Here is a 25,119-nt window from a genome sequence, read left to right as displayed (position 1 = left end):
GAGTCCTCCTTGATTCAGGCCCGTTGTCGGTCAACGATCGCGCCTGAGCGTTCCAATGGTGCGACCGAAGCCGCCAGTAATTCCTGAGTATACGGGTGTTGTGGCGCCTGAAAGATCTGGCGAGCCTCGCCGTGTTCCACGACCTTGCCATCCTTGATGACAATGAGATCATGGGCCAATGCCCGAACCACAGCCAGATCATGACTGATGAACAGATACGTTAGCCCATGAATCGCCTGAAGGTTGCGCAGCAGATCAACAACCTGCTTTTGAACGGTACGATCCAGGGCAGACGTAGGCTCGTCGAGCAACATCAGCTCAGGTTGCAGCACAAGCGCCCTGGCAATGGAGATGCGCTGGCGCTGGCCGCCCGAGAACTCATGAGGATAGCGGTGCCGTGTTTCAGGATCGAGACCTACTTCTTCCAGAACTTGAATGATCGCTGCCTCTCGCTCTTTGGGTGTGCCAATCGCGTGAATGTCCAAGCCCTCACGGATGATCTGCTCGACCGACATTCTCGGGCTCAGGCTGCCGAACGGGTCCTGAAACACTACCTGCATGTGGCGGCGCAGCGGGCGCATCTGCTTGGCGTTGAAGGTTTCGATCGACTGCCCCTGAAAGCGGATGCCGCCCTCGGACTGGACCAGCCGCAGGATCGCTTGGCCCAGGGTGGATTTGCCCGAGCCGGATTCACCCACGATACCGAGGGTACGGCCTTTTTTCAGTTCAAAGCTCACGCCGTCCACGGCTTTGACATAGTGGCGCTGGCGGCTGAAGAGTGGCTTGGGCAGTGGGAACCAGACGCGCACATCCTGCGCCTGTACCAGTGAGGCATCGCTGCTGGCAAGGACCGGCTCGCCATCGGGTTCGGCATTGATCAGCGTACGGGTGTAGGTATGCTGCGGTGCGAAAAAGAGGGTCTGACAGCTGTTCTGCTCAACCACCACGCCGTTACGCATCACACAGACGCGCTGGGCAATTCGCCGGACCAGGTTCAGGTCATGGCTGATAAGCAGCAGCGACATACCAAGACGTGCCTGGAGGTCTTTGAGAAGCTCCAGAATTTTCTGCTGTACTGTCACGTCCAGGGCCGTGGTGGGTTCATCGGCAATCAGCAGTTCCGGCTCGTTGGCCAGCGCCATGGCGATCATCACCCGTTGGCGCTGGCCGCCCGAGAGCTGATGCGGATAGGCCTTGAGCCGTTTGATCGGCTCGCGTATGCCGACCAGCTCCAATAATTCGATCACCCGTGCACGCGCCTGCTTGCCGCCCAAGCCCTTGTGGAGCGCCAGCACTTCGCTGATCTGCCGCTCCACGGTATGTAGCGGATTGAGGGACGTCATGGGTTCCTGAAAGATCATGGCGATACGGTTGCCGCGCAGGGTACGCAGACGTTTTTCGTCTGCGATCACGAGGTTTTCACCGTTGTAGCAGATGCTGCCGGAGGTGGCGGTGATGGACGCGGGCAGCAGGCGCAGGATCGAGTGGGCCGTAACGGATTTGCCCGAGCCGGATTCGCCCACCAGCGCCAGGCATTCGCCACGGCGAATATCCAGGTCGATACCGTGTACGACTTCCTGGCCGGAAAAAGCCACTTTCAGGTCACGGATTTCAATCAGATTCTGGGTCATCACACGGCCCTCGGGTCGAATGCATCACGGAAGGCTTCGCCTATAAAAACCAGCAGGCTCAGGATCAGGGCAAGAGCAAAAAAGGCCGTCATGGCCAGCCAGGGTGTTTGCAGGTTCTGCTTGCCCTGATTAGCCAGTTCGCCTAGTGACGCCGTGCCCACGGGTAGGCCAAAGCCGAGAAAGTCCAAGGCGGTCAGTGTGGTGATGGCCCCGGTAATGATGAAGGGCACATAGGTGAGCGTGGAGGTCATCGCGTTGGGGAGGATATGCCGCCACATGACCTTGCGATCAGACAGCCCTAGCGCCCGTGCCGCTTTGACGTACTCCAGACTGCGCCCGCGCAGGAACTCGGCCCGAACCACGTCTACCAGCGCCAGCCAGGAAAAGATCGCCATGATGCCTAACAACCACCAGAAGTTGGGCTCCACAAAGCCGGACAGGATGATCAGCAGATATAGAACCGGCAGGCCTGACCAGATTTCGATAAAGCGCTGCCCTAGCAGATCGACCCAGCCGCCGTAATACCCTTGCAGAGCGCCAGCGGTAACTCCAATCACCGCGCTGATGGCTGTAAGTGCCAAGGCAAAAAGGATGGAAATACGTGCCCCAAAGATCACACGTGCCAGGACATCGCGCGCCTGTTCATCTGTGCCTAGCCAATTCGCCTGGCTGGGCGGGCTGGGAGAGGGAACAGAAAGATCATAGTTCACCGTGTTGTCGCTAAAGGGTATAGGCGGGAAGACCATCCAGCCGCCCTGGTCCTCTATCAGTTTCTGTACGTATTCGCTGCGGTAGTCCGGCTGGAAGGGCAGCTGGCCGCCAAACTCGGTTTCGGTATAGCGCTTGAATATCGGGAAATACAGCGAGCCCTGGTAGCCCACTACCAGGGGTTTATCGTTGGCGATCAGCTCGCCACACAGGCAGATCACCAACAATCCGCAAAAGATCCGGAATGACCACCAGCCGCGGCGGTTGGCCCTGAAGCGGGCAAAGCGGCGTTGACTCAAGGGCGACAGTGTTAGCATCAGGCGTTCCTCGCCGAAAAATCGATGCGGGGATCGACCAGGGTATAGGAGATGTCCCCGGCCAGTTTGATCAGCAGGCCAAACAGCGTGAAGATGAACAGCGAGCCGAACACCAGCGGATAGTCGCGGTAGAGTGCCGCCTCGTAACTCATGCGGCCCAGGCCGTCGAGGGAAAAGATCACCTCGATCAGCAGGGAGCCAGCAAAGAACACCTCGATCAGCGCCTGGGGAATCCCGGCAATCACCAGCAGCATGGCATTGCGAAAGACATGCTTGTAAAGCACGCCGCGCTCGGTCATTCCCTTGGCCCGTGCCGTGACCACATACTGACGGCTGATTTCATTCAGAAAGCTGTTTTTGGTCAGGATGGTCAACGTGGCGAACCCGCCAATGACCAGGGCCGAAACAGGCAGCACCAGATGCCAGAAGTAATCCATTACTTTGCCCATGAGACTGAGTTGGTCGAAGTTTTCTGAGGTGAGCCCTACGGCGGGGAACAGGCTGAAGTAGCTGCCACCAGCAAAGACCACGATCAGAAACATGGCGAACAGAAAGGCTGGTAGGGCATAGCCTACGATGATAGCGGTGCTGGTCCAGACATCGAATGCGCTGCCATGACGGATCGCCTTGCGTATCCCAAGGGGAATCGAGATCAGGTAAGTGATCAACGTGGCCCAAAAGCCGAGTGAAAGGGATACCGGCAGCTTTTCCAGGATCAAGTCCGTCACCTTGGCGCCGCGGAAAAAACTGGTGCCAAAATCCAGGTGCGCGTAGTTGCTGATCATCAGCCAAAGGCGCTCAAGCGGCGGCTTGTCGAAGCCGTACTGCCGTTCGATTTCCTTGATCAGCTCAGGGTCCAGGCCTCGGCTACCCCGCGAGCCTGACGAGGCTCCGGCCGCTCCGTCATGGCTGCCTCCTGCGATACCGCCCTGGCTACCCATTCCTTGCAGGCGAGCAATAGCCTGATCCACCGGCCCGCCAGGGGCTGCCTGGATAATGGCAAAGTTGACGATCAGGATGACCAGAAGCGTGGGCACAATAAACAGCAAACGCCTGAGAATGTAGGCTGCCATTAGAGTTTCTCCTGTAGCCGCTCGGCCATCTGCTCGTTGGTGAGCGGGGTTGGGCTGACTTCCCACCAGGTGTCGAGGCCCTCTTCATAATCGGGCGCGATACGAGGCCGGCCAAAACGGTTACGGAAAACACTTGGCTCGCCGCCCGAGTAATAGTGCGGAATCATGTAGTAACCCCATTGCAGGACCCGGTCGAGCGCACGGGCGTAATGCACCATCTCATCGCGACTCCTGGCATTTGCCACGCCTTCGATAAGCCGGTCGACTACTGGATTCTTCAGGTTGATGGCGTTGGAGCTACCCACCCGGTTGGCACTGTCGGAGCCGTAATAATCAAAGAGTTCCCGCCCTGGTGATGCGCTGGGGTCGCCTCCCCGGGGAAAGCCGGTCACGATCATGTCGTAGTCACGGCTGTTGGTGCGGTTAATGTACTGCGCCGTATCCACGTTACGGATGTTCAACCCGATACCTATCTGAGCCAGTGTCCGCTTGAAGGGCAGCACCATTCGATCAAAACCGGATTGCCCGCTGAGAAAGGTAAATATCAGGGGATCGCCATTGGCGTTGACGAGCTGGTCACCCTTGGGATGCCAACCGGCTTCCTCAAGCAGGTGCAGGGCTGCGAGCTGCTTGTCACGGATAAAGCCCGTACCGTCGGTCTTGGGCGGCTGGAACACCTCGGTAAAGACTTCATCCGGTATCTGGCCTCTAAAGGGCTCGAGGATTTTCAGCTCCTGTGCATCCGGTAGCTGTGTGGCAGCGATTTCAGTTTTAGGAAAGTAGCTCTGCTGGCGCTTGTAAAAGCTGCGCATGAGCTGTTTGTTGGTCCACTCGAAATCCCAGAGCATGGCAATGGCCTGGCGGACCCGGCGATCCTGAAAGTAGGGCTTGTCCAGGTTGAAGACAAAGCCCTGAGCGCGGACGGGTTTTCCCGTCGCCAGGATGTCTTTCTGCAAGCGCCCATCGCGCAGGGCGGGGCTGTCGTAACGGATGGTATAGCCTGTGGCGGAATACTCGCGGTTGTAGTCATAGGCGCCGGCCAGCAGCAGCTCACGGGCGACATCGGTGTCGGCAAAGAAGTCGACGGTGAGCGTGTCGAAATTGTACAGCCCCCGAGTCACCGGCAGTTCCTTTGCCCACCAGTCCTTGACGCGCTCGAAGGTGACAGTGCGTCCCGGATCGACATGAGAGACCTTATAAGGCCCGCTCCCCAACGGCGGTTCGAAACCATTGCCGGTGGCAAAGTCGCGGTCTTTCCACCAGTGCGCTGGTAGAATGTGCATGGACGCCAGATCCAGCGCCAAACTGCGGTTTTCGTTCGTCTTGAAGGTAAACAGGATCTGCCGGTCGCTTTCAATGGTGACGTCTTTTACGTCACCGTACAGCTGCCGAAAGCTCAGGCTGGCCTTGGTCATCAAGGTCTCGAAGGTGAAGCGAACATCCTCGGCTAAAACGGGCGTGCCGTCATGAAAGCGTGCCTTGGGGTTGAGAAAAAAGCGTACCCAACGGTTGTCTGGGTCGCGCTCCATCTTTTCGGCAATCAGACCATATACCGTATAGGGCTCGTCCAGCGAGCGATAGGCCAGTGGCTCGTAGACCCATGCATCGATCTGGCCGACACCAGTACCCTTGTCGAGATAAGGCAGCAGGAAGTTGAAACGGTCGATCGATTTGGCCGAGCGCCTGAGCGACCCTCCCTTGGGCGCGTCGGGGTTTACATAATCAAAATGCTGGAAGTCTTCGGGGTACTTTGGCGGATCGCCATAGACCGTCATGTAGCTGTGTGGGGTGGCCAATAACGCCGATGAAACGAGGCAGGAAACAAGCAGTACCATCAAGCGGCTGTACGTGTGAATCGACCCTGTTGAAAACACCGCTTCACTCCTTATGAACACACATTGAAGCTCGTTCGGCCATCTATTAAGGCCTGCTGTCAGCAACACCAGAACCCGGCAGCCAGCGCTGCCGGGTTTGCTCCCTTACATGAACTTGTAATCGAAGCCTACACGTAGGTAACGCCCCATGGGGTCGTACTGGGAAATGTCGTAGTAGTAGTTACTGCCCAGAGCAGGGTCATACGGCGGCTTCTTGTTGGCAATGTTTTCCAGAGAGGCCCGTAATGTGAGGTTCTTGAAACCCCTGTAGCTGACCGATGCATCGAACTGGCTGTAGCTGCTGACCTTGTCCTTGCCCTCGGTGGCCAGGGAGTCCAGATAGGATTGGTGATAGCTGCCCGTGTACAACCAGCTCAAGCGTGTGCTCCAGTCACTGTAGTTCCAGGTCAGCCCGGTATTGGCTTTCCAGCGCGGCATAGCGGCTTCGTAGTTACCACCTGCCACATTGATCAGCGGTGCATCTGGATATTCCGGGTAGCGATACTCCTTCAGATAGGTCCAGTCGCTGGTCAGGATGAAGTCGCCAAAGCCATCGGTAGGCAGACGCTGCGCAAGGGTCAGCTCATAGCCGGAAGTTTTCAGGTGGCCCAGGTTCTCGTACCGGGTGATTACCCGGGTCAGGTGACCGTCCTCATCACGAATGACCTGGCCGGGGTAGCTGTCCTGATTCTCGATCACATAGTTCGCCGAGACGGCGTCAATATAGTTCTCGATATCGATGTGGTAGTAATCGAGCCCGATAGTGGTGAGCGGTGTGGGTGCAACTACAACGCCCAGGCTGATGTTCTTGGTGCGCTCAGGCTTGAGCTCTGGATTCGACTCCTGGAAGCGGTTGATATTGAAGTTCTGGCCTGGGCGAAGCGGGTCGTAGGGGTCCGTTGCGGTGATATAGGAAACAGAGGCGCTATCGGCGTTTTCCGGTATGGTCGGCGCACGGAAACCACGGCTCCAGGAACCCCGGAACGTGACGCGATCCTCTGGCTGCCAGCGAAAGCCAAACTTGGGTGAGAAGGCCTTGCCAAAATCGCTGTACCAGTCCGCACGGCCCGAGGCATTCAGCTCCAGGCTGTCGAGTACCGGGATGGTGGACTCGGCGAAAAGCGCCTTGACGACGCGATTACCCGAAAATGAATTCAGCCCCGAGTTCATGACCTCGCCCGACAGGATCTCATCAGCGGCCGGTGTATTCATCGACTCTGAACGAATTTCCCCGCCCAAGGCCAGCCCGATAGGACCGCTTGGCAGTTCATACAGATCGGAGTTGGCAAAGGTGAAGTTGGCAGCCTTGGTTCTGGTATGACCGATACGGGTGCTGTTAATCAGCAGCCCACGCGCCGTATCGGGCGTAAGTTCAGGATTATTGAAATTGTACGTTCCGTTGTTGAGCGCATCCTGCAAGGCCGAGTAGCCCAGCGTCTTGCTGTTGTTCTCGACACGGTTGCCTGCATACGAGAGGTTGGCGTTCCAGTCCCACGCTGTATCGGCAATCGTTCCTCTGAGACCGGTCATGGCGCGGTAGGAATCCTCGTCGATCTTGGACGTACGGCCGCCGGGTTGCAGGAAGGAGGTACTGAATGGTGTGTCGACTCCGAACGGGTTGTAGGGGTTGCCTGCGGGAAGAATATTGGGAACGCGCTCGACCTCGCCTGCCGCGTTGTAGTGATAGCTGCTGCTTGAGAAGGCAGCTGGTGCAAAGCTCTGCCAGGTGTGGGTCTGGCTGTAGAGCACTTCACCGTATCCTTCGAGATTATCGTTGAAGCGGAACGTGCCGCGAGCGTAGCTGTTGTAACGCTCGGTCTTGGGAATAACGGTCATCCAGGGCTGGATGTTATAGCCACAGACGTTGCTGGAGTAGGGCAGTCCAAAACTGGCGTAGGGCATCAGCTGCGAGCCTGCCGGGCATGTCGTGGAGTACGGCTCTTGTCCCGAAGGCCGTCAGACGTTGGTTGTTCCCCAGCCGGTGTATCCGGCAAAGCCGGGCTTGGTGTAGTTGCCGCTGGCCAGATAATCCCGGTCGCTGGCCATGACCATGTCACGCTGATAGGCATCCAGACCAAACGAGATATTGAAGCGGTCCTTATCCAGATTGCCGATACCGCCCGCGATATAGCCGCTTTTCTGATCACCACCGCCGTCGTCGCTCCAGCCGCGATCGGCACCAACCGTAATGCCTTCATCCTTCTGCTTGAGAATGATGTTGACCACGCCAGCAACGGCATCGGACCCATAAACAGAAGATGCACCATCCTTGAGGACTTCAATGCGATCCACCGCTGACATTGGAATGGTATTGATGTCGGCGAAAACGTCTGACAGGTTTTGTGCAAAGGCGTAATTGGGCAGACGCTGGCCGTTTACCAGAACTAATGTGTATTTCTGGCTCAGGTTGCGCAGCGCAATACCGGCTGCACCAGGCGCAAAGCTGTTGCTGAAACTCTCGTTGTAGCTCTGTCCGCCATTGGCAGCGAGGTCCTTGAGGAAGTCGGCTACGGTCGCCCTGCCGGATTCGCGGATCTCTTCGGCACTGATGACCTGCACCGGGTCTGCCTTGGCACTGTCCGAGCCACGGATATTCGAGCCAGTGACCGTCACGTTGTTGAGGCGTGTTTCCGAGCGTGTTTCCGTGGCGCTGCTTTCATCGGTGGCTTCAGGTGTCTGCGCATAGACAGTGGAGGCAAGGACGCTCAGGGCAAAGAGAAGCGCTGGCAGAGGACGATGACGGTTAAAGGCAGAGGCAAGCGGCTTTACAGCAAGACGTGGAGCGGACTTCAACATGACCAATTCCTTTTAAGGTAGCTGATGTCGGCGAGGCGTTAGGACCCCGACGAACACTCAATCTGATCAATGCGTCTGTGCGAGCCGAGAGGGCTGCTACAGAGCGCTGTTATTCGATCCAGCAGTGGCATGTGTCTGTCTCCAGTCAGGGCAGCCGGAGACAGGCAAAAGGGTTAGAAGTGATAGGTCGCCCGTGTAAACAGTGTGCGGCCCAGCGGGTCGGTATATCGGGGGTCGTAGCCGCTCTGGAAGGTATCGGCCTGGTTTGAGAACGGCGGATCACGGTCAAAGAGGTTTTTGACGCCTACGTCCAGATCCAGCGTTTTGTTCCAGGTATAGCTTGCGCTCAAGTCCCATACGGAATAGGACGCCACACGCTCATGGCCCTCGGTGTCGTAGTCGCGATAGCGGGACTGGAACCGGTTAGTGAGTGATGCGCTATAGGGGCCTTTGGCCCAACTGGCGGTCAGCGCATGTTTCCAGCGAGCTACGACGCGACCATCGCCCCCAGAGGCGTAATTACCTACGTTATCGATGTAGGCGCCTCCCTTCTGTTCCTGATAGTCGTAGCGATTGACTACCGTGCCTTGCAGCGTCAGGCCAAACTGGCCGTACGGCGAAGTCGGGAAGCGATAGTCCAGGGTTACGTCAACACCATTGGTTTTGACTTTGCCCAGGTTGGCTAGACCCGTGACGATATAGTCGATTGAACCATCAGCTGCTCGCACAATACGATCAGAGTAAGTTTCAGGGTTGTCAAAGACGGAGGCCTCCGGAAATTCCTCGATCTGGCCGGAAATATCGATCCACCAGAAATCCAGCCCGACGGACAGGTTACGCACGGGTTGGTAGACGAAGCCGAGTGTGACGTTACGGGCGGTTTCAGGTGCCAGGTCCTGATTACCGCCGCTTCGATTGCGGAATTGCTGTGAGCAGTCTCGGCTGGCCAAGCCGCCTGCAGCAGCGTTACCACCCGAGCAAAGTGCCGGGTCGTTGTAATCGCCAGCGGTCCAGGTGATAAAGTTCGGGTTATACAGCTCATACAGTGAAGGCGCTCGGAAGCCCTCGCTGTACGCCCCGCGAACCACTAATTCCTTTATGGGTTGGAAGCGGAAGGAGTACTTGGGGTTAGTTGTGCCGCCTACATCGCTGTACTTATCGTGACGTACCGCGGCAGTGAGCTCCAGCGAGTCAAGTACAGGCACGTTAAGCTCAGCATATTCAGCACTGACGTGTCTGTCGGCAGAAACAGAACCAGCAGGGTCTACGCCAAGGCTACTGAGGTTGCCTGCCCACTCCTCAATGGAGGTAGAGAACTCTTCTTTACGGAACTCACCACCAATGGCTAGCGCGGAGGGGCCTGCGCCAAACCAATCACCAATCTCACGGCTCACTCGTCCATCTACTGCTTTAACTCGACCTACAGCAGTCTGGTAATCACCGCTCAGATTGCTTGAATTCAACAGGTTTAGACCTGCCTGGGTCTGTTCGCCGAAGGGGTTTAGCGTGCCATTGGCAATCCCTTCGGTAATCAGCTCATCATCCGTATAGCCGCTGTGCAAACTGCTAACGACCTTGTTCTCGTTGTAGGAAGCTCCTACGTTGTAATCCCATCCTGCGACATTGCCATCAAACGTAAGCTGAAGGCGCTGGCTGGTGTTCTGGTCATACTGAACACGAGCCCCTGTCGCCTCCTGCCGAAAGTCCACTCCAACCGGTTGGGTCGGGTCGATTGCAAAAGAGGTAGGGGCTGGGGTTATGCCATTCCCTGGGTAAAACGATGTGCCTGGATTGATCTCAAGACCTGTAACCAGGCTTGGGCCGATGATTGTTGTGTTGTTATTGCGAGCCCAGAAATAATCGAGGCTGACGTTATGATCGTCACCAAGCTTGCCTGTAGCCTTGGAAAAGATAGAGGTCTTTTCTGTTTCAGGCAGCGCATCGATATAGCTACGCGTGCTATAGCGACAGTTCCCGTTGGCATTGATCAGGTTAGGGCCGCTACAGCCTGACGCTGCAGCCGGGTTTTCGCTAAACCCATTTTGGTTGTAAGTGGCCGGAAAGGCCCGGCCCGAAGTACCGTTCAGGCCGCGTTCGGGTTGATAGTCTTTGGTAAATGAGCGGTCAATCGCTGAAAGGTGGTGCTGCTTGTCATAGTTGAGTACACCGAAGACATTGAAGCGATCATTCTCCAGATCCCCGAAGCCCCAGCTGCCATTGAAGTTTCGGCTTTCACCACCGCCGGAATGGGTCGGGTAGTCATACCCCATGCTGACTTGCCCGTCTGTAACACTGGTCTTGGTGATGAAGTTAATGACGCCTCCAATGGCATCTGTGCCGTACAACGCAGAAGCACCGTCCCGCAGGATCTCAACACGATCAAGCGCAGCGAAGGGAATAGTGTTGAGGTCGACTGCGCTGCCATCGATAGCATTGTTTGCCAGGCGGCGGCCATTTAGCAGAACCAGCGTCTTGTTGGCACCAATGCCGCGCATGTCAGCAAATGAGGCACCACCTGTACTTTCACCCACGGCTCTACTGGCGTTGTAATTGGACTGACTCGCCACGATACGGCTTACCAGCTCTTCGGTAGTCCGGACGCCTTCCTTTTGCAATTGCTCAGCTCGCAGGATGGTTACGGGCACGGCGGTTTCTGCGTCAACCCGGCGGATAGCGGAGCCTGTAACCTCAATGCGTTGTAACTGTGTTGTTGATACCGCTGCCTCGGGCGAAGCGGCTACAGCGGCGGCTGTAGACGGTGGCGCTTCCTCCTCCGTCGCCTGCTGTGCATGAACCAAAGGTGCTACGCCAAGGGCCAGGCACAACGGTAGGAAACGATACCGATGTACGGCCGCAGCGAGAGGTTTGGGAGCAAACGTTCTGGCTATATCTCTCATCATCACTCTTTCATCCCCAAAGGTGAGGCGTTGTTTTATGTGGCTTTATGGGCCGCCTGCGCGCCGGTGGGTTGTGCCTTCCCGGGCGGTTTCTCTTTTTTTGAAGCAGCCGTTCCCCAACCCTCTTACGCAAGCGCAAGCGGGACGGCTGTACAGCGGGGGATCTAGCGGGAGGTCATGACCGCAATGCGGGTGATTCCCGAACGTTCAATGGACGCCATGGCCTTGGCGACTTGTCCATAATTCACGCCTTCATCGGCTTGCAGCCGGACGCGCACTTCCGGGTCCTTGGCTTTCACATCCTTGAGGCTTGTCTCCAGGAGTTCAGGTTGCAGCTCGGATTTGTCCAGATAGAACTTGCCGTCCTTGTCCACACTGACGATCACCGGATCCTTCTGCTCGGCCGGAGCGACGGCATCGGTCTTGGGCAGGTTGACCTTGATGGCATTGGTCATGAGCGGGGCGGTGACGATAAACACCACGAGCAGTACCAGCATCACATCCACCAGGGGCGTGACGTTCATTTCGCTCAGTACTTCGTCGCTGTCTTGAGTTGAAAAGGACATTAGCTTGCCTCCCTCATGTCAGCGGCGGTATGGGAAATCGGTTGGCGGGTCACTACAAAGGCGCTGCGCTGGGCCAGACTGTCGAAGTCATGGGCGAAGTCTTCCATCAGCGCGGCAGCCAGCTTCAGGCGACGCAGGAAGAAGTTGTAGACCAGCACCGCAGGAACGGCGACGGCAATACCGACGCCGGTGGCGATCAGTGCGTGACCGATAGGACCGGCCACGGTCTCAAGGCTGGCGGAGCCGGAAGCGCCGATGCTTTGCAGGGCTTCCATAATGCCCCACACGGTGCCGAACAAGCCGATGAAGGGCGAGGTACTGCCGATACTGGCCAGAATCGCCAGGCCACTTTCCAACGCACGCCGCTCCTTCTGGATCTGCTGGCGTAGGTTGCGCTCCAGGCGATCCGAGCGGTTGATGGTCTGGGCCAGCTGCTGGGTGTTCTTGGGGGACTCGGTGGTGACCAGTGCGGCAAACCCGCTGTTGGCGATACGAGCCAGCGCGCCAGGGTATTGCGAGGAGTGCTCGGCGGCGGTGAGCAGATCCGGCGCTGCCCAGAAGGCTTTCTGGAAGCGCTTGTTTTCGCCTTTCTGTTTGGTGAACTGGATACCCTTGATGAGCAGGATCGCCCAGGTCACTACAGAGAACAGGATCAGCGCCCAAAGTACGCCGGGAACAATCAAAGAAGTCAGTGAGCTGTTCATATCGTTACCCTCATGAATCGTCTTGTCGGTACAAGCGGCCGTTATTGAGGCAGCTTGAAATCAATGGTCTGTGTGGCGAAGCCTTCGATAGGCGTGTCGCCGCGCTTGGCCGGTATGAATTTCCAACCACGTACTGTTTCTACCGCCGCATCATCCAGTTGCTTCTTGCCGCTGGACTTGGTCACGTCCACGCTGCCGGCACGCCCATTAGGCAGTACGCGGATACGCAGGGTGACGCTGCCTTCCCAACCCCGGCGTAGTGCCAGTGAGGGGTATTCCGGCGGCGGATTGCCCAGACTGGCGAGGCCTGACACCGCAGCGGTTTCCTTGACCGGCGCCGGTGGGGCGGGCGGTGCAGGCGGCGCTTTGGGAGCCGGTGCCGCAGGGGTTGGCTGCGGCGGCGCGGGTGGCGCAGGCGGTGTAGGCTTTTGCACGGGCTTAGGCTTGGGCTTGGGTTTTTCAACCGGCTTGGGCTTTGGCTTCTCGGGCTTGGGCGGCTCGGGTTCCGGCGGCGGTGGAGGTGGCGGTGGCGGAGGAGGAGGCGGCTCCGGCGCAGGCGGCGTAGGGCTGGAAAACTCCACGACCATCTCGGGAATCTTAGGCGGTGTTTCCAGCTGTTCAGCCGGCGCGTTATTGACATACCACCAGATGCCGCCATGTAGCAGAAGGGATAAACCTGCCAGCAGTGATAAGTCTCGGCGCGATACAGTACGTAACGAAGAGCGGTTCGGTTTGAACGGTATACCTAATACCTGAGTTTGATTCACCTTATTAGTATGAAGCCCTCCGGCTTCAACTTTAGTAACAGCATTACCCATCAAACGTCCTCTGCATTAAATCGACAACACGAAGCCATCGAGCCAATAAAGGCCCGCTCCAAGTAACAGCGCGTCGTAATTAGTTAGGACGTTGCTTACGTTGTAGTTTTGGCTGCATCAGTCAAATAGAGCTTCTGGCCCTTATTTACCAAAAGTGCGTTCAGCACATGGAGGTAATCCGATAAGTACGGCGTTGTTTTCATTTAAATTCCCAGCAGGTTGGTGAGAATCATCAACATCTTTTACTGAGCAAGGCATGTGCCAATGTAACTAATGTTTATAAAATTTCTGAACGACTGCTGAATAGTCGGAAAATAGGAGGGTGTATAGGTGCATACAATTTTTAATAAGCCTTTAAGCGCGTGCACGTGTAGTGCTGTTGCACTGTTTGTGTGCGATCGTCTCTTTTTAGAGCAGGTAAATTAAAGTGGTTTAAAGGTTATGTAAGTGTCTTGTTTAATTCGTTAGGGTTCTTGCTCTAAATACTATGTATTCAATATATGACTGGCTGGTCATTTTAATTTGTAGGTTAGGCGATAAATTACTCGTATCGACCAGTAACTCTTTAGTGAATATTAATCAGGTTATAAAGGCGGGCCATAGACAAGGTAGCGTCTATGGCCCGTTGAAGTTGATAAAAGCTATCTGACCGGGAGTGTTATTTTGCCGAAGCGATTTCGTTTTCGTCAGCGGTAATTTCAACACCAAAGCTGCCGTCGGCCTGATGAGCCCAAAGCTTGGCGTAAGCGCCTTTCTTGGCCAGCAGCTGTTGGTGACTTCCGTCCTCTATGAGCCGCCCTTTGTCCATCACCAATATCCGATCCAGATGAGCGATAGTGGAAAGCCGGTGTGCAACGACCAACACCGTCTTGTCTCCCATAATTTCATCCAAACTATTTTGAATGAGACGCTCCGTCTCGGAATCAAGACTGGATGTCGCCTCATCCATAATGAGAATCGGGGCGTTTTTAATTAATACCCGCGCAATGGCAATACGCTGCCTTTGGCCTCCGGATAACTTAACGCCACGCTCGCCAACGAGGGCTTCATAACCTTGCTCCATTTGCTTGATGAAGTCATGAGCGTGAGCACGTCGTGCCGCTATTTCAATATCATCCTGTTTGGCTTTTTCTTTTCCATATCCAATGTTTTCACTCAGCGTGCGATGAAATAAACCAGGCTCCTGAGGAATAAGGCCTACTTGTCGATAAAGCGACTCATAGGTCATATTCCGTATTTCAATACCGTCAATTCGGATGTTACCCTGTTGTGGTTCATATAAGCGAAGTAGCAAGTTCAGTAATGTGGACTTTCCTGACCCGGAGTATCCAACAATACCGACACGTTGCCCTGCCGGTATCTTAAGGGGAAAGTTGTGAAGTATCGGGCGGCTGGCTGAATAACCAAACGTAACATTCTCAAGTTCTATATCCCCATGCTCAATTTTTACATCCTGTGCAGTTTCTCGCTCTGGATATTCATGAGGTTTGATTAAGGTGTCGACGCTGTTTTGAATATTGCCGCTTGATTCAAAAAAGTGCAGGAACTGATAACTCAGGTATTTGGCGTTGGCGACAATCAATAATCCAAGACTGGCCACCATAACGAATTGAGCGACATCGATACGGTTCAAATGCCAGAGATACAACGCAAGTATGATCAGGCCCAGCCGGAGGATCAGAGCCATTGCATCTTGAAACCAGCGAACCCGCTCCATGAAGAAAAACGACCGCCGCGCCGCTTGTTTTTCTTGGGACAGGTAGCGGTCCAGGTACTGCCGCTCATATTGATTCCGGGCAAAAAGTCGAACGCTGTTCAGATTGGTTACTGCATCGACTATCTTACCGGACGTAGTGCTGCGCGCTTCCGCATGGGTATGGGCAAACACCTGCGCACGCTTGGCCATCTGATAAGACGCCGTGACATAGAGCAGCATCCAGGCAAAAAGGCTCAGGCTTAACCACAGGGAGGCTGTGGCCAATAACACGAGCGAGCCGATGAGCGTTACTGCTATCGGCATCAGTTCCACTACAGCCATATAGTTGATTTCGAGCAGCCCGACGCTCGCTTCGCTGATGCGCTGTGACAGACTGCCGGCAAACCGCTCACTAAAGTAGCGATGAGAGTGCTGTTGCAGATAGGCGAAGAGATCGCCTGCCACCCGACGTTTTTGCATCGGACGCACAATGATCATGCAGATGCTCATGGATCGGGAGAACAGCATTTCCCCTAGTGCCAGTCCGGCAAGCATCAAAATGTAGGGCAGACAAGCCTCGAACAGGTCGATACTGCTCCAGAGCCCCTGACTGACAGCACCAGTGATTTGGCCAATAGCGTAGGGAATCAGTGTGGTACAGGCCGCTGCAAACAGTTGCAACAGGACGATAGCGATATTCCAGCCGGGATATAGCCGGTTGTAATGCCAGATAAAGGCCCTCGGTGTGCCAGGCGGGGCCGTCAAAGGTTCTGCGGGATCGTCAGACATCGGATATTCCTGGCTACGTCGGAAGGTCAGTAACAATCACAGCGAAAAACGGCCCGGCCACCTCGTGCTTGACGAGGCTGCCAGGCAAGGTGGGGATAACTAAAGCGTCAGCGTAAAGCGGCTGGTAAGTACGCCGGGCAGCAAGGTTGAGTCGGTGTGTCGCTGACCGTAAGTGCTGTCGCTGACACACAGGTCTCGATTCTGGGTAACGGCTTCCAGGCTGGACCCCAGGAAGTTGAAGATGCTGTCATCAAAGCGCATCGTACTGACTGGCGCGACGATCTCTCCGTTTTCTACCCAGAAACAGGCAAAGCGCGTCATACCCGTAAGGCGAGCCACGGTCATATCTGAATAATTCAGGTACCAGAGATTGCCGATGTACAGCCCGGTACCCAGTGTTTTAAGAATGTCTTCCGTCGCGAGCGTGCCAGCCTCCATGACCAGCGATTGCGAGTTTTCGCCATTGCTGGCACCGTTCTGGGTCAGACCATACTCACGGGCACTGCGCGGGCTGACCAGTTGACCAACCATCTTGCCGGCCTCGACAAGCTGCTTGTCTTGGCGCTGGAATCCTGCCGGTGTAAAGGCCGGAGAGAGCGATCCGGAGGCTTGCTCTCTCCAGCTTACCAGCGGGCTGAGCGACATCTGGCCGCTGTGTAATTTTTGCAGTGCGCTGCGCTTGGTGGCCAGTTGCCGGGCAGAAAAGCTACCCCAGTTCAAAAGGCCTACTACCTCATTCAAGGCCGCCGGAGCAAGATATGCGCGGTACTCGCCGGGCGAAAGCTGGCGGGTTGGCTTACCGAAATGTGCCAGCTGCCGCTGAGCGCTGTCCATTTGCATGGCTACCTTGCTGCTATCCCAGTAGGTGCTGGCATACATGGACTTGACGGCGTTGCCCTGCGGTTCAAAAAGGCTCCAGTCAAAGGTGCAGCTACTGGCTTCATGCCAGCCAAAACTGCCCCATGAACTGGCGAAGCCGCGATAGACGGGGCCTCCGGCATAGAATCCTACGAGGTCCTGACCTTTGGCCAAGGTAGTAACCTGCTCAGAAATCTCTCCTGCTGAGGCAAGGTCGCCCGGCTGGATGTTCTCACTGCGCCAGGGACTGGTATCCATCAATAGGTAAGGGTCTGCTGGAAGGGTAGCCACAATCTTGCGCAATGACGTCAGGGCATCCTGCAAGCTGCTACGGTCGGCGACGGGATCACCCGACAGCGCCACTTTAAAGTTGGCATGCCGCTCGCCCTGGATCAGCTTGAGTGTAGCCTCGGCCTGTTGCACGTGACCGGCTTGCCGGACCTTGGCTTGGTTGAAGCGTATGAAGTCGGAGGCTTCGGCGCTGTACCAAAGTGTGAAATGTTCTTCGGTGGATACAGCCGTACGTAACCAGTCCACCAGTGCTGTAAAGACATCGACTGGCTTTTCGGTGGAAGCACATGGAGTGGTGGTCATCAGGCTTCTCCTCCGAATACATCGACGTGACTGAATACACAGGCGGGACTTGCATGGCCGACCCGAATGGCCTGGTTGGGCTCACCTTTGCCGCAATGAGCGGTACCCATGACTTCGCGTGTCGAAGCATCGCCCACTGCCGACAGGCTGCGCCAGAATTGGGCAGAGACACCGCGATAGTTCGGGTTCTTCACTACGTGCGTAAGCTGTCCCTGCTCGATCATCTGGCCCCACTCGCAACCAAACTGGAATTTGTTGCGCGCGTCATCAATAGACCAGGAGCGATTGCTGGCCATGAGCACACCGCGCTCGATCCCGGCAATTAGTTGGGCGAGGGATTTATTGCCATTTTCGACGTTCAGGTTGGCCATCCGATCAATCGGCGGGCGGTTCCAACTACAGGCTCTGCTGTTCGCTACGCCCGCCATGCCGCTGCGTCGCTGTGAAAGCGCACCACCTAAAGGGCGTTTGAGAATGCCTCTTTCGATCAATAGCTCCTTGCGTGCAGGGCAGCCGTCATCGTCATGGCTGTAGCTGGCAATCTCTTCGGGAATGTCCGGATCGAAACTTACATTGAGCAGTTCGGAGCCATACGGGTAGGTACCAAACATGTCGGGTTTGACAAAGCTTGTCCCTGCGTAATTACGCTCGTCACCCAGGATGCGATCCAGCTCCAGCGGGTGGCCGATGGATTCGTGAATCTGCAGGATCATCTGGTCCGGCATCAACAGCAGATCAAGCGTCTCGTTTGGCGTATTCGGCGCAAGCAGCAGTTGCAGTGCCTCATCAGCCAGACGCGGAGCACATCCAACCAGCCCGATTCGGTCTATCGTCTCCCGGCCACCTTGCTGGCCCAGGCGGCCAAAGCCAAGCGTACGTGTCTGGGTGTCTTTGCCGTCATAAGCCGTCACGCGCATGTCTGGAAAGAGAAACCGCTGAGACTGCCGCAAGCAGGCGCCATGGTTATTCAGATAAATCTGCTCAGTCTCAACGATATTGAGTTCGGCGGACCAGTCAACGAAGCGCTCATTTCTGGGTACGGCCGCTGACTCTGCCGCCAGGATGTCTAGCCACTCGCGCGTATCGGGAAAAGCCTTGTCGAGATTGGGCGAGACGTAATCCGCTTTGGCCGTGGCTACCGGCATGTCGGTAAAGTCGATCAGGCTATATCGGGCCAGTGCCTCGGCATACTGCTCGGCTCGCTCAAGGGCTCTCTGGAGGCCCGCTACGGTGAGGTCTGAGGTAGCGACATAGGTTTCAATTCCTTTCAGGCGGACATAGATCATCGCGCCTTCGTCCTTCTGGAAGAAGGGCGGATCAATAACATTACGGGTGACGCTCAGTGCGTGAGTGGTTTCGCTGACATAACGCAGGGACCAGTTGTCAGCATTGCTGCGAAGCAGGGTAAAGCGTTGTTGCAGAGACGTAGTCACATCGAACATAACGAGGGTCTTCCTCATATCCGAAGTGCTCTGGTGAGACCTTTTGGGCCGCTACCGTGCACTCATCTGGACGTATTCAAGTCCGCCAAAACAGAAAAGGAACCGTGTTGGTGCCTGATCCGCTCCTTTTGTTGTTTTATCCAAGCGAGCAGGTCTTATGGAAAAAGTGTGCCAATTTGTATCAAGGCAAACTGCCTGTATGGCTTGACCTAGACGGGCTAGGGGTATTTCAGCAGATCGAAGGGAAAGAATAGACGGCGGGTAAGAAAGCGGGATGAAACAATCATGAGGGTGCGGGACGCAGAATGAGTCTCTGCGTCCCGTTCCGGGGTTCAGGGCTGACCGACGTGAATGACGATCTTGCCGACTGTACGGCCGGACTCGCTTGCTGCATGCGCCTTGGCGATGTCTTTCAAGCCGAATTCTGCAGAGACAACCGGACGCAAGTGGCCGCTATCTGCCAGACGAGCCAGTTCCTGCAGGATTTCGGCATTGGGCTCGATAAAGATGAACGCACTGCGTACGTTTTGGGCTTTGGTCTTTTCCTCGGATGGCGGCGCAACAATGGAGACCAGGATGCCGCCGGGCTTGAGAACGCTAAAAGAGGCTTCCTGTACATCACCGCCCAGGGTATCGAAGACCAGATCGACGTCCTGGACGATTTCCTGGAAATTCTGGCTCTTGTAATCGATCACCTGATCGGCACCCAGCGATTCGACAAGTTTGCGATTTTTTTCGGAGCAGGTCGCAATCACTTGAGCGCCACGCCATTTCGCCAGCTGTACGGCCAGCGTACCAACTCCGCCCGAAGCCGCATGAATCAGAACCTTCTGGCCTGGCTGGGTCTGGCCCACATGCACGATGGCTTCCCAGGCCGTAATACCGGCCAGTGGCAGGGAGGCGGAGTCCGCATGGGACAGCGTCTTGGGCTTGCAGGCCACTTCGCTTTCACGCACGGCAATGTACTCGGCATAGGTGCCGTTGCGCTTTATGTCCGGACGGGAGAAAACGCTATCGCCTACCTTGAAGCGGGTAACGCTTGCACCGACTTCTTCAACGACGCCGGACACGTCCCAGCCCAGGGTAAGAGGCAAGTCGTAGGGCAGCATGTCTTTCAGATAACCCTGGCGGAGTTTCCAGTCGACGGGGTTGACCGAAGAAGCCACAACGCGAATCAACACGTCGTCCGGGTTCAGGGTCGGCTTTTCCACGTCTGCATACGTGAGAACACTGGCATCGCCGTAGGAGTGAATCTGAACAGCTTTCATCGAATTCTCCATGAAGTAGGGAGCGGCTGTACTAGCCGTCTGTATAGGTGATGTTGTTAGGTTCTTTTCGATGCAAGAGTTGCATCGACCTGCTTCAGGTGCGAAGTAGTTAGCGTCTCGCTTGTTATAAAACACATTGAGTCAGGGCATCCTTCTCGCGATAGCGCCATGCCGATCGTCTGGCCAGGCAAATTTCAGGCGGCTCCTGCGGGTCTAGTACTTACTGCATGATGACCGGCTACGAGAGCCTCCATGAAACGCACGTCTGGTAAAACCCTTCCTGTACTGCTTATTGTAGCCGCCGTGCTTGTCACAGCGCGACTGGCAGCTCCCTATGGTATTCATCGCTATGTAGAGCAGACGCTTAACGAAATACCGGGATATCGGACCTCGATCGAGGATGTAGACGTCAGCCTCCTGAAGGGTGGCTACACGCTTAAAAACGTGCGTATCGAAAAGCTCAATGGTGCTGTGCCAGAGCCCTTTTTTGAAGCTGAGCGCATCGATAACTGGACACAGTGGGGCAAGTTCGCTGGCAGGAAACCCGTGGGGCTGATGCATATGTATCGTCCGGTACTGACCTTCGTATTGGCCGACAGCGAAGATCACAGCCAGACCGGAATCGATTCGAGCTGGCTGCAACAGGTCGATGCCTTATCACCGCTACCGCCCAACCAGTCAGAAATCCATGATGGAATAATTCAACTGATCGACAAGCGTCCGGAACGCCCTGTGACGCTCTACATTAGCAACATAGAGTCGGTTACCCGTAACCTGGCCAATGTAGACAATGTCGATGATCCGCTCTGGGCAGAATCAGAAATGACGGGTAATCCCATGGGGGCCGGTAGCATGACAACCCGCTTGCGGCTGGATGGCCTGTCACCCAACCCAACGTTTGAGATGGACAGTGCAATCGACGATTTGCCGCTTAGCCGCCTGAACGATTTTTTTCGGGCCTATGCCAATATCGATGTCGAGCAAGGAATGCTGTCTTCGCGGACCCACGTCTCCGCTGAAAAGGGTCACTTCACTGCCTATACAAAGCCGCGCTATGAAGACCTTAAAATGGTTTCACTGGAAAAGGATGTAAAAGAGAAGGGTGTACTTGGCACCCTGAAGGAAGGCCTTGCCAGCGTGGCTGCCAAGCTGACGGACCAGGATGACCCGAATGACCCGGATGACGGCGTTACGCTGCGATTGGCTGGCGTCATCAATGCGGACGAGCTTCGATTGGACCCCAACGCCTCCTTCAGACAGCAGTTCATCAACTCGGTAGTACCCGGTACTGATTAGGAGAGGGCGGCAAGGCAACGTAGTCTGTTCGCCTTGCCTGTGCGTTACTGATCGATTTCAGCCAGCCCCTGACGGATATCGTTGACGTCTGAGGGCCGTACCAGACGAGACACCTCTTGGCCGTTACGAAAAAAGATCAACGTAGGCCAAAGCTTGACCTTGAAGGAACGACCTAGCCGTCGCCCGCTGCCATCCTCGATTTTGATATGGCGAATAGCGGGATGATCCTGAAAGGCCTGTTCGATCAGAGGTTGTGCGGCCCGGCAGAAGCCGCACCAGGGAGCGCCAAACTCGATAAGCGTCGCGCCTTCTAGTGCATCAACATCAGTACGGCTGGGTTCCTGTGCGGCATAAGTGCTGTTCATGGCCATAAAAAAGGCTCCTGTACTATCGGGGATACCTTACAGCAGACCACTGATGATTAAGGAATATCTTGAAAAGCGCCGTTGTGTCCTACAGCGCTATAGCAAAAGGCTTACACAGTGTTACCACAGTTGGCGCTATTGCACTGCCGGCTACCGGCGTAATCTACACACATCGGATAGCAGCGCAGGACGCGCTCATACGAAGGTCAAGGATGATGACCAAGCCAGGATGGCACACTCGATAAGGACATTGAGTCCGGTCAGAAAACCCCGCTTAGGCGGGGTTTTTGTTTGCCTGCGCAAAAGTATCGAGCCTAAAAAAGCCCGCTTGAGCGGGCTTTCCGAAGCGCGAGCTGTTACAGCTTGAACCTTGCCACCATGACGTTGAACGAGGTAGCCAGTCGGGACAGCTCCTGGCTTGAGGCGCTGGTCTGGTTGGCACCTGCTGCCGTCTGCGCAGACAAGTCCTGGATGTTGACTAGATTGCGGTCAACCTCGCGGGCTACCTGGGCCTGTTCTTCAGAGGCACTGGCGATAACCAGATTGCGCTCGTTGATCTGTGATACGCCTTCGGTGATTCGGGTCAGCGCATCACCGGCAGCAGTGGCCAAACTCTGGGTATGGGTTGCTAGCGATTGACTCTTCACCATAGCCTCTACCGCTTGATCTGCCCCAGTGCGTACAGTATTGATCATGCTTTCGATCTCTCCCGTAGATGCCTGTGTGCGGTGGGCCAAGGCGCGAACCTCATCGGCGACTACAGCGAAACCGCGGCCTTGCTCGCCGGCACGGGCTGCTTCGATGGCCGCGTTGAGCGCCAGCAGGTTGGTCTGTTCAGCAATTGCACGGATCACATCCAGTACCTTGGCAATATCACGTACCTGACCGGCCAGCGTGCCAACCTTGTCGGTAGAGGCTGTGATTTCCGAGGTCATGGTATTGATAGCCGTCACGGCCGCCTGGACCTGATTATGACCCGTCATCGCATCCTGGCTGGTTGCCTGCGAGACTTCGGAAGTCGACACGGCATTACGTGCTACTTCTTCTACAGCTGCCGTCATTTCGTTTACAGCTGTGGCGGCCTGCTGGATTTCGTCATTCTGGCGATTCAGCCCTTGAGTGCTCTCTTCTGTAACGGAGCTGAGCTGCTCAGCCGCCGAGGCTAACTGATGAGAGGCATGGGCAATTTCCTGCAAGGTATCCTTAAGGCTGCCCTGCATGTTGGACAGTGCAACCAGCAGCTGACCGGTTTCATCTTGGGTATGGGCCTGAATATGCTGAGTCAGGTCACCTTGGGCAATGCGCTTGGCGCTATCGACTGCTGAGTGCAGCGGGCGGGTAATCATGCGCGTGATCAGAAGACCAAGACTGATTGCCAGGAAGAAGGCGATGACAATGCCCATGAGCAATGTCAGGTTGGCATTTTTCTGTGTCTGCACCGCCTCGGTTGCGCTTTCTTCGCTCTGCTTCATATTGACGGTGAGGATGTTCTTCAACTCGCCAACGGTTTTGCGGTATGCCGGAAAGGTTTCGCTGTTGGTTATCTGCACCGCGGTCTCAAGCTCTCCCCGACTCAGTGCCGAGATGACTTTGTCTACGCTGGCAATATAGGCGGGCCAGTCGTTGGCAAATTTGTCGCCTTCGGCCTTTTCCTCGCCATCCAAAGGAGTCGCTCGGTATTCCACGAAGGCCTTATCAACCGTTGCACCATTTTCCTTCAGGGAGTCCAGGGCTGCCTGTAAATCAGCTGGCTCTGCATTCGAGGCCTTGAGCGCTATTACTTTATACAGATCGCGGTTATGGGCAATGGCGTTTCTGTAGAGCGTATTGATAGCCAATATAGAGGCCACATCGTTATGAATGGCGTTGTCTAGATCCTCGGATAACGCATCAATGCTCTGTTTGCCCAATAGGCCGACCGCTAACGTAATCAGCGCGCATAAAAGAAAGGCAATTAGCAACTTTGTTGCAAGTTTTGCATTGGCAAACCAGGCCATGATGTGTCCCTGAAATAAAGATGAGCGAGGTCTGAGCACCATCGCTCTAGCATGAGTAATCAAACGTTATGTCGCGGGCGTAGGGCATCGTTTAGCTGAGTTACGCCCATTACTCACGCTTCGTCATATATCGACTGGAAGGCGGGAAACTTGAGTGTAATGAGGGATGGTTAGCGAAATGCTATTGAAGGAATGGCATTTATATCGCGCTGTTCTACAGTTCTTTAGTCCGACTATTTGCCTCGCCCTTTCTAGGGGAGGCGTCTGACGACTTCCTCTAACAATCACAATAGGGAATGAAGAATGGCTTTCGCTCGTCGCGAATTTCTTACGGCTTCACTGACCTCAGCCGCTGCGCTCGCAGCTGGCAGCGCACTAGCCGCTACCAATACCTCCTCCCATGATCCTTTTGGCCTTGCCCGTGACTGGAGCGGGACGCCGGCTATTGTCATGCCTGATCCTGCCTGGGAGATTCATGACAAGGCGTTCAGTGGGCGGCTGGGCAATGCCATGGTGGAGCGCCTCTGGAGTGGCGGTCGTTGGACAGAGGGCCCCGTATGGATGGCCGATTGGCGCTGCCTGCTGTTCAGCGATATCCCTACCGGGCGAATCCTGCGCTGGAATGAAGATGACGGTCGTATCACGGTGTACAGCGCCCAGTCCAATAACGCAAACGGCCATACGCGCGACCGGGAAGGGCGCCTGATCAGCTGTGAGCATGATACCCGCCGGGTTACTCGTCTGGAACATGACGGCACGACCACCGTGTTGCTGGATACCTTTCAAGGCAAAAAGCTCAATGCACCAAACGATGTAGTGGTTGCGGCTGATGGAGCCATCTGGTTTACCGATCCAGGCTACGGCATCCTGGGAGCGTATGAAGGCCACAAGGCTGACTTTGAGCTCCCTGCCAACGTGTATCGCATTGACCCACAGAGCGGCGAAGCACAGGTAGCGGTGGGGGATTTTCAGCGTCCAAATGGCATTGCCTTTTCACCCGACGGCAAGCGGCTCTACATCAGTGACACGGCAGGTGGTGGTGATCCAGGCAAGCCCTGCCATCTACGTGCTTTCACCGTAGGCGAGGACGCTAAACTCGACAGCGGTCGCGTACTCATTGATGCGAAGAACGGTGTAATCGATGGGTTCCGGTGCGACAGCGAGGGTAACCTCTGGTGCAGTTGGGCAGGCGATGCTGCCAACAATAGTGTTCACGTCTTCTCACCTGAAGGCCAACCACTGGCTACGCTGCATTTGCCGGAGACGGTTTCGAATGTTGAATTTGGCGGACCTAAAGGTAATCGCTTGTTCATTACCGGTGGACAGTCACTGTATGCCACCTATGTAAACGCTACAGGTGCCCGTCGCAGCTGATCCTGTTGCCAGGGCTGGCCAAGCGCAGCAAGCAGTCGCGCCTGGCCAAGGGTTTC

The 25,119-nt window shown here is 55.7% G+C and carries 17 protein-coding genes and 2 pseudogenes; 2 read left to right on the top strand and 17 right to left on the bottom strand.

The window, feature by feature from the left end; translation table 11 throughout:
* Positions 1 to 14: 14 nt before the first annotated feature.
* The 14 genes and pseudogenes from IEX86_RS13100 to IEX86_RS13035 all read right to left on the bottom strand — a co-directional run bounded on the left by IEX86_RS13100 (position 15) and on the right by IEX86_RS13035 (position 20,031).
* A complete protein-coding gene (locus tag IEX86_RS13100) occupies positions 15 to 1,631 on the bottom strand; it encodes an ABC transporter ATP-binding protein (RefSeq protein WP_188866570.1) in 1,617 nt (538 codons plus the stop codon).
* Positions 1,631 to 2,656, bottom strand: coding sequence for an ABC transporter permease (locus IEX86_RS13095; RefSeq protein ID WP_188866569.1), 1,026 nt, complete (start codon positions 2,654 to 2,656; stop codon positions 1,631 to 1,633). The genes IEX86_RS13100 and IEX86_RS13095 overlap by 1 nt, the downstream gene beginning before the upstream one ends.
* On the bottom strand, positions 2,656 to 3,729 hold the full coding sequence (locus tag IEX86_RS13090; protein ID WP_188866568.1) for a microcin C ABC transporter permease YejB: 1,074 nt from the start codon (positions 3,727 to 3,729) through the stop codon (positions 2,656 to 2,658). The genes IEX86_RS13095 and IEX86_RS13090 overlap by 1 nt, the downstream gene beginning before the upstream one ends.
* Positions 3,729 to 5,564 (bottom strand): extracellular solute-binding protein, encoded by a 1,836-nt coding sequence (locus tag IEX86_RS13085; protein WP_188866747.1) that lies wholly within the window; start codon positions 5,562 to 5,564, stop codon positions 3,729 to 3,731. The genes IEX86_RS13090 and IEX86_RS13085 overlap by 1 nt, the downstream gene beginning before the upstream one ends.
* Before the next feature lie 144 nt (positions 5,565 to 5,708).
* On the bottom strand, positions 5,709 to 7,505 hold the full coding sequence (locus tag IEX86_RS13080; protein ID WP_188866567.1) for a TonB-dependent receptor domain-containing protein: 1,797 nt from the start codon (positions 7,503 to 7,505) through the stop codon (positions 5,709 to 5,711).
* A gap of 54 nt (positions 7,506 to 7,559) precedes the next feature.
* Positions 7,560 to 8,399: a TonB-dependent receptor plug domain-containing protein gene (locus tag IEX86_RS13075; RefSeq protein ID WP_188866566.1), complete on the bottom strand. Its 840-nt coding sequence runs from the start codon at positions 8,397 to 8,399 to the stop codon at positions 7,560 to 7,562.
* A 173-nt stretch (positions 8,400 to 8,572) separates the two neighbouring features.
* On the bottom strand, positions 8,573 to 11,299 hold the full coding sequence (locus tag IEX86_RS13070) for a TonB-dependent receptor (protein ID WP_188866565.1): 2,727 nt from the start codon (positions 11,297 to 11,299) through the stop codon (positions 8,573 to 8,575).
* Between the two features lie 161 nt (positions 11,300 to 11,460).
* The gene (locus tag IEX86_RS13065) at positions 11,461 to 11,862 is read right to left on the bottom strand and encodes an ExbD/TolR family protein (protein ID WP_010795766.1); all 402 of its coding nucleotides are present in this window, start codon (positions 11,860 to 11,862) and stop codon (positions 11,461 to 11,463) included.
* The gene (locus IEX86_RS13060) at positions 11,862 to 12,566 is read right to left on the bottom strand and encodes a MotA/TolQ/ExbB proton channel family protein (protein WP_074822094.1); all 705 of its coding nucleotides are present in this window, start codon (positions 12,564 to 12,566) and stop codon (positions 11,862 to 11,864) included. The genes IEX86_RS13065 and IEX86_RS13060 overlap by 1 nt, the downstream gene beginning before the upstream one ends.
* 41 nt (positions 12,567 to 12,607) lie before the next feature.
* Positions 12,608 to 13,312 (bottom strand): annotated as a pseudogene (locus IEX86_RS13055) (energy transducer TonB); the annotation flags it as partial.
* A gap of 730 nt (positions 13,313 to 14,042) precedes the next feature.
* Positions 14,043 to 15,869, bottom strand: a complete 1,827-nt coding sequence (locus IEX86_RS13050; protein ID WP_188866563.1) for an ABC transporter ATP-binding protein — start codon at positions 15,867 to 15,869, stop codon at positions 14,043 to 14,045.
* Between the two features lie 99 nt (positions 15,870 to 15,968).
* Positions 15,969 to 17,321, bottom strand: a complete 1,353-nt coding sequence (locus IEX86_RS13045; RefSeq protein WP_188866562.1) for a TldD/PmbA family protein — start codon at positions 17,319 to 17,321, stop codon at positions 15,969 to 15,971.
* The gene (locus IEX86_RS13040; RefSeq protein WP_188866561.1) at positions 17,321 to 18,763 is read right to left on the bottom strand and encodes a TldD/PmbA family protein; all 1,443 of its coding nucleotides are present in this window, start codon (positions 18,761 to 18,763) and stop codon (positions 17,321 to 17,323) included. The genes IEX86_RS13045 and IEX86_RS13040 overlap by 1 nt, the downstream gene beginning before the upstream one ends.
* A 332-nt stretch (positions 18,764 to 19,095) precedes the next feature.
* Positions 19,096 to 20,031, bottom strand: a complete 936-nt coding sequence (locus IEX86_RS13035; RefSeq protein WP_188866560.1) for an NADP-dependent oxidoreductase — start codon at positions 20,029 to 20,031, stop codon at positions 19,096 to 19,098.
* Between the two features lie 252 nt (positions 20,032 to 20,283).
* On the opposite strand from IEX86_RS13035, the gene IEX86_RS13030 reads away from it, so the two are divergent.
* Positions 20,284 to 21,327 (top strand): DUF748 domain-containing protein, encoded by a 1,044-nt coding sequence (locus tag IEX86_RS13030; protein WP_188866559.1) that lies wholly within the window; start codon positions 20,284 to 20,286, stop codon positions 21,325 to 21,327.
* 44 nt (positions 21,328 to 21,371) lie between these two features.
* Here the strand turns inward: IEX86_RS13030 and IEX86_RS13025 are convergent, their stop codons facing one another.
* The 3 genes and pseudogenes from IEX86_RS13025 to IEX86_RS25680 form a co-directional block, all read right to left on the bottom strand.
* Positions 21,372 to 21,698, bottom strand: coding sequence for a thioredoxin family protein (locus tag IEX86_RS13025; protein ID WP_188866558.1), 327 nt, complete (start codon positions 21,696 to 21,698; stop codon positions 21,372 to 21,374).
* Between the two features lie 350 nt (positions 21,699 to 22,048).
* On the bottom strand, positions 22,049 to 23,131 hold the full coding sequence (locus IEX86_RS13020; protein WP_373290437.1) for a methyl-accepting chemotaxis protein: 1,083 nt from the start codon (positions 23,129 to 23,131) through the stop codon (positions 22,049 to 22,051).
* A gap of 12 nt (positions 23,132 to 23,143) precedes the next feature.
* A pseudogene (locus IEX86_RS25680) lies at positions 23,144 to 23,689 on the bottom strand (MCP four helix bundle domain-containing protein); the annotation flags it as partial.
* 303 nt (positions 23,690 to 23,992) lie between these two features.
* Here IEX86_RS25680 and IEX86_RS13015 point away from each other — a divergent pair.
* Entirely contained in the window at positions 23,993 to 25,063 is a 1,071-nt protein-coding gene (locus IEX86_RS13015) for an SMP-30/gluconolactonase/LRE family protein (RefSeq protein WP_188866556.1), read from the top strand.
* The last annotated feature ends 56 nt before the right edge of the window (positions 25,064 to 25,119 follow it).

It is taken from the genome of Pseudomonas asuensis, from assembly GCF_014646755.1.
Classification (GTDB): Bacteria; Pseudomonadota; Gammaproteobacteria; order Pseudomonadales; family Pseudomonadaceae; genus Chryseomonas; species Chryseomonas asuensis.
The sequence above is the reverse complement of the archived record's forward strand: the minus strand, read 5'-3'. Positions and strand labels throughout refer to the sequence as shown.